This is a genomic window from Myroides sp. DW712 (assembly GCF_046557355.1).
Lineage (GTDB): Bacteria > Bacteroidota > Bacteroidia > Flavobacteriales > Flavobacteriaceae > Flavobacterium.
Genome location: NZ_JBKFDO010000002.1, coordinates 76,030 through 92,541 on the forward strand (window position 1 = coordinate 76,030; position 16,512 = coordinate 92,541).

12 protein-coding genes are annotated in these 16,512 nt (G+C 36.4%); 11 read left to right on the forward strand and 1 reads right to left on the reverse strand.

What is annotated here, in order from left to right:
- Positions 1-152: 152 nt before the first annotated feature.
- Both ACLJX0_RS01915 and ACLJX0_RS01920 read left to right on the forward strand, forming a co-directional pair.
- Positions 153-1,109, forward strand: coding sequence for a succinylglutamate desuccinylase/aspartoacylase family protein (locus ACLJX0_RS01915; RefSeq protein ID WP_410877976.1), 957 nt, complete (start codon positions 153-155; stop codon positions 1,107-1,109).
- Positions 1,102-1,665 (forward strand): 5-formyltetrahydrofolate cyclo-ligase, encoded by a 564-nt coding sequence (locus ACLJX0_RS01920; RefSeq protein WP_410877977.1) that lies wholly within the window; start codon positions 1,102-1,104, stop codon positions 1,663-1,665. Before ACLJX0_RS01915 ends, ACLJX0_RS01920 begins: the two co-directional genes overlap by 8 nt.
- A 75-nt stretch (positions 1,666-1,740) precedes the next feature.
- On the opposite strand, the gene ACLJX0_RS01925 is transcribed toward ACLJX0_RS01920, so the two are convergent.
- Positions 1,741-3,522, reverse strand: coding sequence for a helix-turn-helix domain-containing protein (locus ACLJX0_RS01925; RefSeq protein ID WP_410877978.1), 1,782 nt, complete (start codon positions 3,520-3,522; stop codon positions 1,741-1,743).
- A 310-nt stretch (positions 3,523-3,832) separates the two neighbouring features.
- Between ACLJX0_RS01925 and ACLJX0_RS01930 the strand changes: the two genes are divergently transcribed.
- The 9 genes from ACLJX0_RS01930 (at position 3,833) to pgi (ending at position 16,492) form a co-directional block, all read left to right on the forward strand.
- Positions 3,833-4,417: a hypothetical protein gene (locus ACLJX0_RS01930; RefSeq protein ID WP_410877979.1), complete on the forward strand. Its 585-nt coding sequence runs from the start codon at positions 3,833-3,835 to the stop codon at positions 4,415-4,417.
- A gap of 580 nt (positions 4,418-4,997) precedes the next feature.
- The gene (gene uvrC / locus ACLJX0_RS01935) at positions 4,998-6,788 is read left to right on the forward strand and encodes an excinuclease ABC subunit UvrC (protein WP_410877980.1); all 1,791 of its coding nucleotides are present in this window, start codon (positions 4,998-5,000) and stop codon (positions 6,786-6,788) included.
- 24 nt (positions 6,789-6,812) lie between these two features.
- Positions 6,813-9,041 (forward strand): patatin-like phospholipase family protein, encoded by a 2,229-nt coding sequence (locus tag ACLJX0_RS01940; RefSeq protein ID WP_410877981.1) that lies wholly within the window; start codon positions 6,813-6,815, stop codon positions 9,039-9,041.
- A gap of 218 nt (positions 9,042-9,259) precedes the next feature.
- Positions 9,260-10,420 (forward strand): homogentisate 1,2-dioxygenase, encoded by a 1,161-nt coding sequence (locus tag ACLJX0_RS01945; protein WP_410877982.1) that lies wholly within the window; start codon positions 9,260-9,262, stop codon positions 10,418-10,420.
- Positions 10,421-10,463: 43 nt separating this feature from the next.
- Positions 10,464-11,624: a 4-hydroxyphenylpyruvate dioxygenase gene (hppD, locus tag ACLJX0_RS01950; RefSeq protein ID WP_410877983.1), complete on the forward strand. Its 1,161-nt coding sequence runs from the start codon at positions 10,464-10,466 to the stop codon at positions 11,622-11,624.
- 257 nt (positions 11,625-11,881) lie between these two features.
- On the forward strand, positions 11,882-12,658 hold the full coding sequence (locus ACLJX0_RS01955; protein ID WP_410877984.1) for a DUF3108 domain-containing protein: 777 nt from the start codon (positions 11,882-11,884) through the stop codon (positions 12,656-12,658).
- Between the two features lie 57 nt (positions 12,659-12,715).
- A complete protein-coding gene (locus ACLJX0_RS01960) occupies positions 12,716-13,591 on the forward strand; it encodes a tryptophan 2,3-dioxygenase family protein (protein ID WP_410878294.1) in 876 nt (291 codons plus the stop codon).
- 36 nt (positions 13,592-13,627) lie between these two features.
- A complete protein-coding gene (locus tag ACLJX0_RS01965) occupies positions 13,628-14,851 on the forward strand; it encodes a peptidoglycan DD-metalloendopeptidase family protein (RefSeq protein ID WP_410878296.1) in 1,224 nt (407 codons plus the stop codon).
- Between the two features lie 18 nt (positions 14,852-14,869).
- Positions 14,870-16,492, forward strand: coding sequence for a glucose-6-phosphate isomerase (gene pgi, locus ACLJX0_RS01970; RefSeq protein ID WP_410877985.1), 1,623 nt, complete (start codon positions 14,870-14,872; stop codon positions 16,490-16,492).
- Positions 16,493-16,512: the final 20 nt, after the last annotated feature.

Below are 16,512 nucleotides of genomic sequence, written 5' to 3' on the forward strand. Positions count from 1 at the left end.
AAGGAAGATGGGAAAAGGAAGATGGGAAAAGGAAGATGAGTGAAATCTCACCAATTCTCACCAAATCCTCACCCCAACCTCACCAAATTCTCACCCAATCGTACCAAAACTTCATCAAATCTCACTATCTTCACTTCTCGAAAAAGCAAGCTATGAAGATATTAGAGGAAGTAATCTTACCTGGAGAAAATAAGACCCTATACTTAGAAATTGCACGACTACATTCAACAACCAAACTGAAAATTCCGGTTATTATTTCTCGAGCATTAGAGGAGGGACCGACCATGCTTTTTTCTGCTGGTTTACACGGCGATGAACTCAATGGGGTTGATATTGTACGACAACTTGTGCATCAGGGGTTAAATCGACCCAAAAGAGGTACAATTATATGTATTCCTGTGATTAATATTTTTGGGTTTATTAATAAAACGCGTGAGTTTCCTGATGGACGCGATCTCAATCGGGTATTCCCAGGTAGTAAAACAGGATCGTTAGCGGGACGTTTTGCTTATCATATCCTGACTCATATTATTCCACATGTTGATTTTGTTATTGACTTTCACGCAGGAGGTCAAAGCCGATTTAATGCGCCTCAATTACGCATTGCTATTGACGATAAAGCGGTGTTAGAACCCTTAGCCGAGATTTTTCATCCACCTTTTTTACTGTATTCTAATCAAATTACAGGATCTTTCCGAAATGCTTGTGCCAAGCGAGGGGTTAAAATGTTACTATTTGAAGGCGGTAAATCATTGGATATTAATGCTGAGGTATCTAAAATGGGCGTTGAGGGAACCAAGCGATTCTTGCGCCATTTCGATATGTTACGCGATGAATTTGAAGTAGAACAGCGTCGGGATAAAATGGTAATCATCAGTCAATCCGTTTGGGTTAGAGCTAAGCAATCCGGTTTGATGCATGATCAAGTAGCTGTGGGTACCTTTGTCCGTAAAGGAGAAGCACTCGCTTATATCTCGGATCCTTATGGAAGAGAAAATGTAATGATTAAAGCGCCTAATAGTGGCTATGTTATTAATGTCAATGACTCCCCAATTGTATATCAAGGGGACGCCATCTTTCATCTATCAAAAAATATAATGAATGAATAAAGGAGAATTACGCCAAAAATACATCCAGGCAAGAGAAGCCATGACGCAAGAAGAAGCTGAAGAACGTAGTTTAGCAATTGCTAATCAATGTCTACGCTTGCCTATTTGGGACAAGGTAAATTACCATTTGTTCTTATCGATTGTCCAGAAAAAGGAAATAGAGACGGATTATTTGCTACAAGTATTGGCGGGTAAAGACAAAAATATCATCTTGTCTAAATCGGATTTCAAAACAGGAGATATGCAGCATTTTTTATTGACAGATAATACCGTGTTGCGCGTGAATAGCTATGGAATTCCTGAACCTCAAGACGGCATTCAGATCCAAGAAAATCAGCTTGATGTAGTATTTGTTCCTCTTTTGGCCTTTGATGAAAAAGGACATCGTGTAGGGTATGGCAAGGGGTTTTATGATCGATTTTTACAAAAATGTAAGCCTGAAGTAATCAAAGTGGGATTGAGCTTTTTTGAAGCAGAACCTTGTATCGAAGATGTTTCATCCCTCGATATTGCATTGGATTACTGCGTAACACCAACGAAACAATACAAATTTTAAATCTAGAACTACTACCATATAAAAGGCCCTCAGAACGATATCTTTCTGGGGATCTTTTAGGATAGGTCAATCTGACTAAGATAGCCTTGAGTGATCAATATTCTTGAAATCTTCATCTTGTTGGCGCATTTTAATAAAATCTGTTACTGAAATCTTGGTAATTTCTTTAAAAGAATTGGAGAAACTCTTGGAGCTACCAAAACCAAATTCATCAGCTAATCCCGTTAGATTGAGCAAATGTAATTTTGGATTATAGGTCAATTCACGTATTGCATGCTGAATGCGCAGATGCTTGAGGTAATCTGAAAAGTTAATGTTCTTTTCTTCATTAAAAAACTTAGATAACGTATTTCGATTCGTCCCAAATTGACGAGCTAGTTCATCTTGCGTAATCTTCTGTAAATACCCTTTTTTCTGTTCAAAATCCGTTAGTTTTTTACTGAGTACTTGGTTGGTGGTCAATGGCTGTTGCGTAGCTTTCTCATCTAATTTGATTTGAGATGCTGATTGTCCTTTTTGCTCCTCTTGTCGATGCATCGTTTGGGGCAGCTGTACTTGAGGAGAGTTGTGTATTAACAGCTTGTATTGTTGTTGTAGTTTCTGCTGTTTCTTCTGGTAGTACACCAAACCGATAAATACCAGGAGAATCAAGACAGTAACTAAACCATACAAACCTTTAATTTGAGATTGACTCTTTGACAGTTCGTGTTCTAATTTTTGTTTGGATGCTTCTAACTTTTTCGTGTCTAGGTGTGTATGAATATACGAACTCAACTTGCTGTTGGTTTTATGTAATTCAGTAGATAACCCCATCAAGAGTTTCGTATAGTACAGTTCTTTTTCTAAGTCTTTTTTATCTTGATAATAGGTTATCAAATAGTTGAAAGCCTCACTTAGCTCCGTATTAGCGAATTGGGTTTCTTGGTACAGGGTCTCTATTTTCTGAAAATAGGGTAAGGCTTTTTCTCTTTCGTTTTGCTCCCAAGCATTTTTACCTAAATAAAGGTAAACTAAATGCTCGTTGGCATAATCGTCATTGTTAGCAATTGGAGCTAGTGCTTTGGTTAGAAGGGAATCTGAGGTATTAAATTGGCGAGATTGGTGGTGATACATCCCATTGATTAAATCAAAATAGGCTGTTTCTAGTACTTTGTCTTTTGTTTTTAGCTTAGTAATGGCTAGATATCCTTCACGAAGTAACTGGGTAATGGTATCGTTTTTTTGCTGGCGAAAGCTGGTTTTGCTCAAAGCATAGATGTTCGTGATGTATCCTCTTAAGTTGTTATAGGCGTTGCTACTGTCATTTAGTTGACTTTGATAGTATAACAAGGTCTCCTTGGTTATTCTTTCGGATTTTTCAAATTCATCTAAATGATAGTACATGCTACTAATGTTGCCTTTTACTTTGTTGAGCGTGTATTTATCGTCGGTTTTCTTTAAATATTCTTCCGCTTTTAGTCCATACGTTAGCGCTTGTGTATAATTCTTGTTCACATATTCCATATGACTTTTGGTATTGTATGCTATACCTATAGCCTCTATTGAATTTAAACCTATAGAATAAGTAAGCAAGCTATCGGTATACTGTTTTTGTAAGTTATACTCTTTTGCGAGAAAAATCTTTTTACGATAACCAATCATAATATGTTCAGGAACATCTTCTCGTTTTGCTTTTTGAAGATAATATTCAACAAATACCTCTTTGTCAGTTGCATTGAGTAAATCCGAGTTTATACTAAAAAGTAAATCCTGTAAGGACCAATTTTTGTAATCTGTATTATTTTGTATAGGAGCTCCATAGATGAAATACCCACTGAGCATTAGAAAAAAGAAAGTCCAGATTTTTTTCAGAAACATTTGGTAAGGGTTTAGAGGCTTTTTTCTTTAAAGGTAAGTTTTTTTTTTATGTGTTATAAAATATTGATAATCAATATTCATTGACAATTTTTCCGTCTTGATTACAATTTTTCCATCTGTAAAAAACAAGAAATGTAACTTGTTTAAAATCAGAGTGATTTGCAAATAATGCGTTTAAATTTTACAAATCATCTCGTGTTGAGAGTCAAAAAACTTGTGCTTTTTTGTTGAGCGACTTAAGTTTGCTTTTGAAATCACAACGAACCAAGTGCGTTGAAAAAAAGAAACATTTAATTTAAACCGCAAAACTATGAAAAAGATTTATATCTGTGCAGCATTGGGATTATTCTTTGCATCATGTAGTACAGAAGAAAGTGCTAACACGTCTACTGAAGAGGTGAAAACAGTAAATGTTGCAGCAAGTATTAGTTGGGTAGATGTAATGAATGAAATCGAAGTAGCATGTGAGAGTAATGTTGAATACAAAGATGTGGAAGATCTTATTGAACAGGTTACAAAGATAGCAACTTCAAATACTGCATTTAATGGTATTGCAGGAAAATATGTTGAGCCAACCGCTGAAGAATTAACATATCTAATGCTCACTGATGATTCAGCTGCCATACAAAACATGAATTATTCAATGGAGGTTAAAACATACTTAGAAGAATTAATTGTTGAAAAAGAACCATGGACTGTGGAACCAACGAAAGATTCTAATTTAAGCAATGTAGAAATTCATTTGTTGACAACTCTTCGTGATATCAATGATCCTGATGATGAATGGAATACTAAAAAGCCGATAGCTATTGCGTATGGATATCAAGAAAGTATCGGAAAAGCTGTGATTGCAGCTGTATTAGTTAAAGAGTATACAAAAATAAGTAAGAATTAAAAAATATAAATAAGTGTTGTTTCTATAGCGCTAGCAGTCCAGAATGTTGGTTAGCGCAACAAGAATAATACAGAAAATACACATAGAAGAGGATAGAATGAGAAGCAAAAATTAATATCCTTAGAAAGTAAAAATAGTAATGGAGCTTATAATTACCTATCGGTTTAAAATATTTGCAGTGTTATTGCTACTATGGGCAGGGATGAACTTTTGGGTTTTCCCATCAGCCTGGTTTTGGGTTGCCATTATTTGTATGATTCTGGTTTTGGGGATCAGTGTTAAATTGTTCAAGGCTAAGCCTTAGTGTTTAATAAGGATAATCAGTCTCATAGGAATAAGGCGAAAATAGTAAGCTATATCGTTTTAGACGGGAAAATAAGAAGGAGTTATATCCATTATAATTGATTAATTTAAATGGAAAAAAGGGTGTTCGACTAGAACACCCTTTTTTATTGAGATAATTTTTCCTTCAGAAGAATTGTAAAATGTAGTGATTTGAATGAAAGAATGTCCTTTTAGGAACGCATCTTTTGTTGTCCTAATTTTAAACTTTATTTTTGTTACTAAATTTAGGGAGTAGATGCAAGTAAAAGAAGAATTAGCGTTACAAATACAAACTTTACCGGATCAACCTGGTGTTTACCAGTATTTTGATAAGGAAGGGAAGATTCTGTACGTCGGTAAGGCAAAAAACTTAAAAAAGAGGGTGAGCTCTTATTTTAATAAGATACACGATAATGCCAAAACCAATGTATTGGTCAAAAAAATTGTAGCGATTAAACACATTGTGGTTCCAACGGAAACGGATGCCTTGCTGTTAGAAAATAATTTAATCAAACAACTACAACCTCGTTATAATGTCTTGTTGAAAGACGATAAATCGTATCCGTGGATTTGTATTAAAAAAGAACCTTTCCCTAGAGTATTTGCCACCCGACGCATGGTAAAAGACGGTTCGGAATACTATGGCCCTTATACGAGTATCAAGACCGTAAATACGCTCATGGAGCTGATTAAAGAACTCTATGCGATTCGCACATGTAGCTACGATCTGTCTTTGTCAAACATTCGCAGTGGAAAGTTTAAAGTATGCCTTGAATATCACATTGGCAATTGTGGAGGGCCTTGTGAGGCATATGAAACAAGCCAACAATACGATAAAAAAATCACGGAAATACGAGATATCTTAAAGGGAAATTTCAAAGAAAGCTTGAAAGGATTTAAGACGTATATGCTAGAATTAGCTGCAGATATGCGCTTTGAAGAAGCCCAACAAATCAAAGAAAAAATCGAATTACTCGAAAATTACCAAGCCAAGTCAACCATTGTCAACCCCAAAATTGGTCATGTGGACGTATTCTCTATTATTTCAGATGAAACGAATGCGTTTGTTAACTTTTTACAGGTGTCTTACGGGGCTATTATTCGTTCGCACAACTTAGAGTTGAAGAAAAAATTAGAAGAGACAGATGAAGTATTGTTGGAATTGGCCATTGTCGAAATACGCAGTAGATTTGATTTATTGACTAAGGAAGTTCTAGTGCCTTTTGAAGTAGACTTAGGCGAAGATATCAAAGTAACAGTACCCAAAATGGGCGATAAAAAGGCGTTATTGGATTTATCGGAACGCAATGCAAAATTTTACCGAATGGATCAACTGAAGCAAATAAAAATTGTCGACCCAGACCGACATGTAAAACGCATTATGCAACAGATGATGAAAGATCTGCGCCTGCCAAAAGAACCTCGTCATATTGAGTGTTTCGACAACTCTAATATTCAAGGAACAAATCCTGTAGCAGCTTGTGTGGTATTTAAAGATGGAAAACCAAGCAAAAAGGACTACCGTCATTTTAATGTGAAAACGGTAGAGGGACCCAATGATTTTGCTTCTATGGAAGAAATTGTCTTCCGAAGATATAAGCGATTGCTTGATGAAAGTCAACCATTGCCTGACTTAATTGTAATTGATGGTGGAAAGGGACAACTGGGAGTTGCGCTAAAGAGCCTGGAAAACTTAGGGTTAAGAGGAAAAATTCCCATTATTAGTTTAGCGGAACGGTTAGAAGAAATATTTTATCCTGGGGACAGCTATCCGCTCTATTTGGATAAGCGTTCAGAAACGATGAAAGTAATCATTCACCTCCGAGATGAGGCACACCGCTTTGGGTTGACCTTTCACCGCAATCAACGCAGTAAAAATGCAATTACCAGCCAATTAGATGAGGTTCCTGGAATTGGTGAGAAGACAAAAACAAAATTGATGAATCACTTTAAATCCATCAAGCGACTCAAGGAAGCGCCAGTAGAAGAAATAGAAAGTATAATAGGAAAATCAAAAACTGCGGTTTTATTAAAACATTTAAACTAAATTAGTAGAATAAAAAGAGTAAGTATGCGCAAAATTATAGCATTAGTAGCACTGATAGTAGCGGCAAGTACCAGTTTTGCCCAAGAAGAAAATCGACCAAAAGTCGGAGTGGTGTTGAGTGGAGGTGGAGCGAAAGGATTGGCGCATATTGGAGTATTGAAAGTGCTAGAAGAACAAGGTGTACAAGTGGATTACATCACGGGAACTAGTATGGGGGCTATTGTAGGGGGATTGTACGCTTCTGGCTATACTGCTTCTGAACTGGATTCTATTTTTAGTAGTATTGATGCTACAGCACTAATAAGAGATTATATTCCACGCATTTCCAAATCGTTTTACGAAAAGAAAAATGATGAAATTTACGCGTTAACTTTACCTTTTGACAAGTTTAAAATAGGATTGCCGAAAGCTTTTTCTCGAGGCATGTACAACTACAACTTAATGAATCGATTATTGGCTCATGTGCGACATGTACGCGATTTTAATGATCTCAATATTCCTTTTCTGTGTATTGCTACTAATATAGAAACGGGAAAACCTGTGTTGATTGATTCAGGTTATCTCCCGCAAGCAATCTTAGCCAGTGGCGCATTTCCTTCCTTGTTTGCGCCCGTATTTATTGATGATACCCATCTCATTGATGGGGGAATTGTCAATAATTATCCCATCGAAGAACTAAAAGCGTTAGGAGCGGATATTGTAATTGGTGTTGATGTACAAGATGGATTAAAATCCATAGATGAAATCAATGGAGCAGCCGATGTATTGTTACAAATTTCCAATTACTCCACCATTAATCAGATGAAAGATAAAATTGGTGAAACCGATATCTACATAAAACCTGATATCTCGGGATATACAGTTGTCTCCTTTGAAGAGGGAAAAGCCATTATTCAACGTGGAGTGGAAGCAGCAGAAGTTAAATTAGAAGAGATCAAAAAAATTGGCGGCAAGAAAGAGGTATTGCAAAAACAGTACGTTCCCAAGTATAAAGATAAAATCAATGTTAATTCGATAGAAATTAATGGGCTAACTCGATATACCCGACGTTATGTACACGGTAAACTAGGATTTAAACCGAATAGCTCCATTACATTTGATGAGCTAGAAAAGGGAATCGACCAGTTGAATGGAACAGATAACTTTAGCAGTATTTCTTATCGATTTGATGCCGATGGTGACGGAGATGAATTGGTACTTGATCTCGTTGAAAATCCAACTAAACGCTACTTAAAATTAGGGGTACACTATGATGGATTGTATAAGTCCGCGGCTTTAGTAAATGTTACTCAAAAGAATCTATTGATGAAAAGTGATATTGCCTCCTTGGATGTAGCGGTTGGGGACAATGTGCGATATAATTTTAATTATTTTGTGGATAATGGATTTTATTGGAGTGTAGGAATCAATTCCAAGTATAATCAATTTGGCCATGATTTGCGTTTTAAAATGCTGTTGAAAGATGATCATTTTGAAATACCGTCGGATATTGATTTAGAAAGTTTGCCAGCGAAGTTTAATGTCGATTATAAGGACTTGGAGAATCGCCTGGTTTTTCAAACGTTTTATCAACAAAAATTTCTCCTAGCCGTAGGATTGGAACATCGTTATTTTGATATTAAAAGTAATACGTTGAATATCAAAGAGAGTAAGTTTGATCGCAGTACCTATTTGGGTGGATTTGCTAATTTTACTTTTGATACCTATGACAATAAATATTTTCCACGTAAGGGATTTATGTTTAAAGGAGAATATAAGAATTACTTTTACTCCTCCGATTACCTGGGGAATTTTCACAACTTTTCGATGATTAATGGAAGCGTAGGGTATGCCAGACGAGTTGTGGATAAGCTCTATGTCGATTTGCGTTCACGTATGGGGGCAACTATTGGCAATACGCCTTCTATGGGGTTCATGTATTTCTTAGGAGGGTATGGGTTTGCGGATCGAGATAATATCATTCCCTTTTATGGCTATGACTTATTGAGTATTGCGGGTAATTCGTATCTCGCGGGATCAATAAACTTGGATTACGAAATAATTAAAAAACACCATATTAATTTTTCAGCCAATTTTGCAAACGTAGGTGAAGATATCTTTTCAGGTTCTGAATGGTTGTTCAAATCCAACTATTCCGGTTATGCGCTTGGTTATGGAATGCAAACGATGATTGGGCCCATTGAGGTGAAATATAGTTACTCTCCAGATACGGGAGGAAGTTATACCTATTTCTCTGTTGGCTTTTGGTTTTAATTAAGAATTGAATTCACTTAACTTCTTGTATTTTAGCAATACGCAAATAAAATTTGGCTATCCAGTTGGATATATCATTTTTATTTCGATATTTGTGATATTATGAACATACAATGGGACGGTTTATTGGCTTATATTAAGTTTCTGATCAAGAGAAATCCTGAATGAGAAACCTTTACTTCTATCATTTTTTTCCAACCTTAAAAAGATAAGTAATTATGCCTTTATATCATCGCTTAGGGAGTATCCCCCCTAAACGTCATACGATTTTCCGTAAGGAGAACGGTGACTTATATTATGAACAATTGTTTGGTACAGTGGGTTTTGACGGTATGTCAACGAATATGTACCATGTACACCGACCTACACAGGTGAAAGAAATACGCAAACAGTATTCCGTCGCACCTAAAATTGCGAAAGCAAATAACATTCAATCTTACCGACTAAGAGGATTCCAAGTAGAACCTGAAAATGATTTTCTAGAAAGCCGAAAAGCAGTTTTGACCAATAGTGACTGTACCATTGTATTAGCGGCTCCTAAAAAATCAATGGAAGATTATTTCTACAAGAATACGGATTCTGATGAATTGATTTTCATCCATAAAGGATCTGGAACCTTGCGTACTTTTCTAGGTAATTTAACCTTTAAATACGGGGATTATTTAGTTGTTCCAAGAGGAATGATTTATAAAATAGACTTTGATACAGAAGACAATCGTCTTTTTATCGTTGAATCTAAACACCCTTTTTATACACCTAAACGTTATCGAAACTGGTTTGGACAGTTAATGGAGCATTCTCCTTTCTGTGAACGAGATATTCGTCGTCCAGAAAACTTAGAAACGCATGATGAAAAAGGAGAGTTCCTCATCAAGTTGAGAAAACAGGATGAAATCTTTGAGATGGTGTATGCTACTCATCCCTTTGACGTGGTAGGTTATGATGGATACAATTATCCCTATGCTTTTTCCATCCACGACTTTGAACCAATTACGGGTCGTATTCACCAACCGCCCCCAGTGCATCAAACGTTTGAAACAGCTGGTTTCGTCGTTTGTTCCTTTGTACCAAGATTGTACGATTATCATCCAGACGCTATTCCAGCGCCTTACAACCACAGTAATATTGACAGTGATGAGGTGTTATACTATGTTGATGGTGATTTTATGAGCCGTAACGATATTGCACCAGGTCATATTTCCCTGCATCCTGCGGGTATCCCACATGGACCACACCCAGGCGCTGCAGAGCGTTCGATCGGAAAGACAGTAACAGAAGAATTAGCCGTTATGGTAGATACATTCAAGCCGTTAATGGTGACAGAAGAAGCCATGAAAATTGCGGATGAGCAATACTACCAATCTTGGTTAGAAGATTAAAAAGTAAGAAGAATTAAAAATAAACAACAACAAAAACTATATTATGAGTAAAGAAGTAAAATCAGTTGAATTTGGCTTAGAAAAAATATTTGAAGGAGCACAAGATTTTTTACCTCTATTGGGAACAGATTACGTAGAATTTATTGTAGGTAACGCAAAACAAGCAGCACACTTCTACAAAACCGCTTTTGGATTCCAATCGTTAGCGTATGCAGGATTAGAAACAGGAGTGAAGGACAGAGCGTCTTATGTATTAGTGCAAGATAAAATTCGCATCGTTTTAACTACTCCACTTACGGCAGAGTCTGAATTGAATGATCACATCGTAAAACACGGAGACGGAATTAAAGTTGTGGCATTATGGGTAGAAGATGCGCGTAAAGCATACGAAGAAACAACAAGCCGTGGGGCGAAATCCTATATGGAGCCTGTAGTAGAAAAAGACGAATTTGGTGAAACTGTACGCGCAGGTATTTATACGTACGGAGAAACTGTTCACATGTTTGTAGAGAGAAAGAACTACAAAGGGGTATTCTTACCTGGTTTCGTGAAATGGGAAAGTGAGTACAACCCAGCTCCAGTTGGTTTAAAATATGTAGACCACATGGTAGGAAATGTGGGATGGAATGAAATGAACACGTGGGTAAAATGGTACGAAGATGTAATGGGATTCGTAAACTTCTTATCGTTTGACGACAAACAAATTAATACGGAATATTCTGCTTTAATGAGTAAAGTAATGTCTAACGGTAATGGACGTATTAAATTCCCAATCAACGAACCAGCAGAAGGAACAAAAAGATCACAAGTAGAAGAGTATTTGGATTTCTACAACGGACCAGGTGTTCAACATATCGCTGTTGCAACTGATGATATCATCAAAACAGTAGGTGAAATGAGAGCAAGAGGAGTTGAATTTTTATCTGCCCCACCACAAGCGTATTACGATGCAATTCCAGGTCGTTTAGGTGTTCACATGGATATGATGAAAGAAGATATCAAAGAATTACAAAAATTGAGTATCTTAGTTGACGCTGATGAAGAAGGATACTTGTTGCAAATCTTCACTAAACCAGTGGAAGATCGTCCAACTTTATTCTTTGAAATTATTCAAAGAATGGGAGCAAGAGGATTTGGTGCAGGTAACTTTAAGGCGCTTTTCGAATCAATTGAGCGTGAGCAAGAGTTGAGAGGAACGTTATAATCTGAGTTAATGATATCTTAAAAACCTTCATTTTGAATATGTTATAGTTAAAGTAGGGTTAAAAGATTTGAGATATATGAATAATCAATAAAAAACTGTACATTTGCACTCGCAAAAATAAAGATGTCATAAGCTTTATTTGAGTGTAATAAATTTTTCATAATTTATAGTTTTTTGGTTGGTTAATAGCATAAAAACTCAGTCAATTTTTTGACTGGGTTTTTTTGTTTGTTATTTTTGAATAAAATTAGCCAACTATGAAAAAAGTACAATTTGTTTTTTATATTTTTCTTTTCTGTGTAATCAGTAGTTTTGCACAGTCTAAACCTCAGGCGTTTAAAACGGGTGAATACTTAAAATTTAGAGTCTCCTATGGTATTTTGAATGCAGGTATAGCTGAATTGAGTTTGTCTGAAGTGAACTACAAAGGAAAAAGTGTGTATCATGCCAAAGGTATTGGCTATACAACAGGACTCTCCAAAGTGTTTTTTAAAGTGTATGATGATTATCAAAGTTATTTTGATAAAGAAACAGTAATGCCTTATCGATTTATTCGAAAAATTGATGAAGGTGGCTATACCAAAGATCAAGAAGGCTTTTTTGATTATACCAAAAACAATGTCCTTGTCAAAGATTACGAAAAGAAAAAAGAAAATACCTATCCCATTGTGGCTGAAGTACAGGATATCGTATCCGCTTTTTACTACTTGAGAAATCATCCAAAATTAGATAATTTAAAGAAAAATGAAGCAGTTGAAATTGATATGTTTTTCGATGGCGAAATTTTTCGTTTTAAATTGTTGTACCTAGGTACGACAGTATTAAAAACAAAATTTGGAAAAGTAAAAGCCTTGAGCTTTAGACCTTATGTGATGGCAGGACGTGTATTCAAAGAAAAAGAGAGTTTAACTGTTTGGGTTTCTGCGGATGCCAATAAAGTACCACTTCGCATAAAAGCTAGTTTAGCTGTAGGTTCCCTTAAAGCGGATTTAGAGGAATATAAAGGATTAGTTTCAACATTAAAGACAGAATAAGGAATGAATGATAGCACCACGCAACTTATAAAAAAATTAGAAGAAAAGTTTACCCAAATGGGGCAGAATCCCAATGTACATTTAGAAGGTTTGTTATATGGTAAACCGCTAACGTATTGGGATTATATTCAAACAGATGCCTTATTAGGCTTGCAAATTCAACGCACGTTATATCCAGATGAAATGGTGTTTATTATGTATCACCAAGTCAATGAGTTGCTGTTTAAAATGATTCTGTGGGAGATGGAACAGCTTGCGGTACCCACACCCATCGCCGTGGATCTATTTACTGATAAATTAATGAGAATTAGCCGATATTTTGATATGTTGACTAATTCTTTTAGTATTATGGGGGATGGAATGGATGTGGACCAATACAACAAGTTTAGAAATACCTTAGCCCCAGCAAGTGGTTTTCAAAGTGCGCAGTATCGCCTCATTGAATTTGCTTCAACAGATTGGAAAAATTTAATCGATAAGCGTTTTATTCGTGAGATGCCAGAAAATATTTCGGAAGAAGAAGCGTTAGAATTGATGTATTGGCAAGCAGCAGGGAAGAATTATCAAACAGGAGAAAAGTCGTATTTGCTCGGTGCTTTTGAAAAAAAATACAGTCAAACTTTTGTTAAAGCAATGAAAGATTATGAAAAAACAAATTTATGGCAGAAATTTGTTGAACTTCCTAAAGAAGCACAAGCTTGTCCAGAATTAATTCAAGCCATGAAACATTACGACTACACAGTGAATGTGACTTGGGTAATCGGACATTACAAAACGGCATTAAAGTATTTAGAAAGTACAGGGGTGACGAAAGAAGCAACAGGCGGAAGTGACTGGAAAAAATATATGTTGCCAGAATATCAAAAGAGAATATTTTTTCCTGATTTATGGTCAGAAGAGGAAGTAGCAAATTGGGGTAAAGGATTGGTTTAAAATAGAAAAAAAGAAGTTTTGAAGTATAAGATTTTTATGTTGATCGCAGGCTTACTGTTCTTTTCATCTTGTAAAAAAGAGGGGGAAATGGAAGTAAGTACGGATACGGAAGATGATACAGTAGAAGAAATTGTCGCTGAATTGTATGGATTCAATTTGAAAGATTATGTGGTATCGGAGGATACCATTCGGTCTGGAGATAATCTAGGCAAGATTTTTGGCGGTTATAACCTCAATGCTTCAGATGTGCATAATATTGTCACTAGAGTAAAAGACACTATTAATGTGCGAGGGATTCGTGCTGGACAGCCCTATACGTTGATCAAATACAAAAATAATCCCGATAAGTTGGCGGCTTTTGTTTATCACCCTAATATCTCCGGTTATCAAGTAATTGATCTTCGTGATAGCATCACCGCTTATACCAAGACTTATCCTGTAACGATTAAAAGAAGAACGGTAGCTTCAACTATTGATGGGTCACTGTCTGTGAGCTTGAGTAAGGAAGGAGTGGATCAGTCGTTGGCTACGCGTATGTCGCAGATTTTTGCGTGGTCGATAGACTTTTTTAAGTTGCAACCAGAAGATCGCTTTGCGGTAACGATTGAAGAAAAATATATCAACGATACGGTTTATGTAGGAATTTCAAAAGTGGAAGCGGCGTATTTTAACTATAGAGGAAAAGATTTATACTCTTTTCCTTATCAGCGACCAGGGGCAAAGGGGAAGGATTATTACGATGAAGAAGGACGTCCAATGAAGAGTATGTTTTTGAAGGCACCGCTGAAGTTTTTCAGGATTACCTCTAGATACACGAAGAGTCGATTCCACCCTGTTCAAAAGACGTGGAAATCACACAACGGAACGGATTATGCAGCCCCAACGGGAACGCCAATTATGACGACAGCTTCTGGAGTGGTAGAGCGTACAGGATATACCGCTGGAAATGGAAATTACGTTAAAGTAAAACACAACGGAACGTACTCCACCCAATATTTACATATGTCAAAGATTTTAGTAAAAAAAGGACAATATGTAGATCAAGGTCAAACCATTGGATTGGTAGGAAGTACTGGATTAGCTACAGGACCACACGTGTGTTATCGCTTTTGGAAAAATGGCGTGCAAGTGGATCCCTTAGGACAAGTATTACCTAATTCCGAACCGATGGATAAAAAGGATATTCCAGCTTATAAAGAACATATCCAACCGTTAAAAGCAGAGTTGGACGCTATGATTAAAGATAAATTTAATAAATAACCGCTGTTTTAAGTAAAAATGTTACCATCTATTAATCCTACTACTACTGCTGCATGGGCAAAATTATGTGAGCATTTTGAGCACATGAAGTCCATCAAGATGCAGGACCTCTTTGATGAGGATGCTAGTAGGGGGAACTCATTTAACATTCAGTTTGATGAGTTTCTACTCGATTATTCTAAGAATAAAATTACGAAAGAAACATTGGCTTACTTGCTAGAGTTAGGTGAGGAAGTACAATTAAAACAGGCAATAGAAGCCTTATTTACAGGAGGGAAAATAAATAAAACAGAAAATAGAGCCGTATTACATACGGCTTTACGCGATTTTACTCAAGAAGCACCAATTTGGGTGGATGGAGTTAATGTATTGGAGGAAATCCAAGAGACAAGAGTACGCATGGAGTACTTTGTAACCGAAGTTGTCGAAGGACGTTATTTGTCTAGTTCAGGACAACCTTTTACTGATGTGGTTAATATTGGTATTGGAGGATCGGACTTAGGACCGAAAATGGCGGTGAATGGGTTAGAGAATTATCGCAATCACTTAAAAACACACTTTATTTCTAATGTCGATGATGATTATCTCTATGCAGTTCTAAATAAATTGAACCCCGCAACAACTTTGGTACTGATTGTTTCCAAAACATTTACGACCCAAGAGACGGTATTGAATGCGGATAAAGTTGTGCAATGGTTAGGCCAATCCATGGAGCAGGATGAGTTGACGAAACATTTAGTAGGAGTAACAGCAGAAGTCGAGCGAGCAGTGGCTTATGGGATTGACCCAGCTGTAATTTTTCCGATGTGGGATTATATAGGCGGACGATTTTCACTCTGGAGTTCTGTAGGGCTATCGATTGCCCTAGCAATCGGTTACCCCAATTTTGAACAGTTGTTGAAAGGAGCACATAAAATGGATCAACATTTTAGAACAGCACCTTTTGAAAAGAATATACCTGTAATCTGTGCGTTGTTAAGCGTGTGGTATAATAATTTTTTCGGCTATCAAACCGAAGCGGTAGTACCTTATAGTCAGTTTTTAGAAAAATTTCCTGCCCATCTACAACAGATGATTATGGAAAGTAACGGAAAAGATAAAAACCGCTTAGGTAATCAGTTGAGGTATGAAACAGGAACGTTAATTTGGGGAGAAGTAGGGGTATCGGCTCAGCATGCTTTTTTTCAACTGTTTCACCAAGGTACTAAGGTAGTTCCTGTTGATTTTATTGGGTTTATCAAGCCTTTTTCAGCAACAGATACCAACCACACCATTTTAATGTCTAACTTTTTTGGTCAAACGGAAGCCTTATTGAATGGTAAGGAAGCAACACGTGAAAAGGAAACTGAGGATCCCTTGATTCAAAACTTTAGGGAATTTACCGGAAATAAACCTTCAAACACCCTTTTGATTGATCAATTGACTCCTGAATCATTAGGTGGACTAGTTGCTTTATATGAACACAAGACTTTCGTACAGGGAATTATCTGGAATATTTACAGTTTTGACCAATTTGGCGTTGAATACGGAAAGGTTTTAGCAAAAAATATTCAGCGTGAAATTATTTCGAATAATGTATTGAAACACGATAGTTCTACGGCCTTTTTGCTGAATTACTACTTAAGAAATAAAAATGCTTAGAATTCAATAAATTGGGAAGC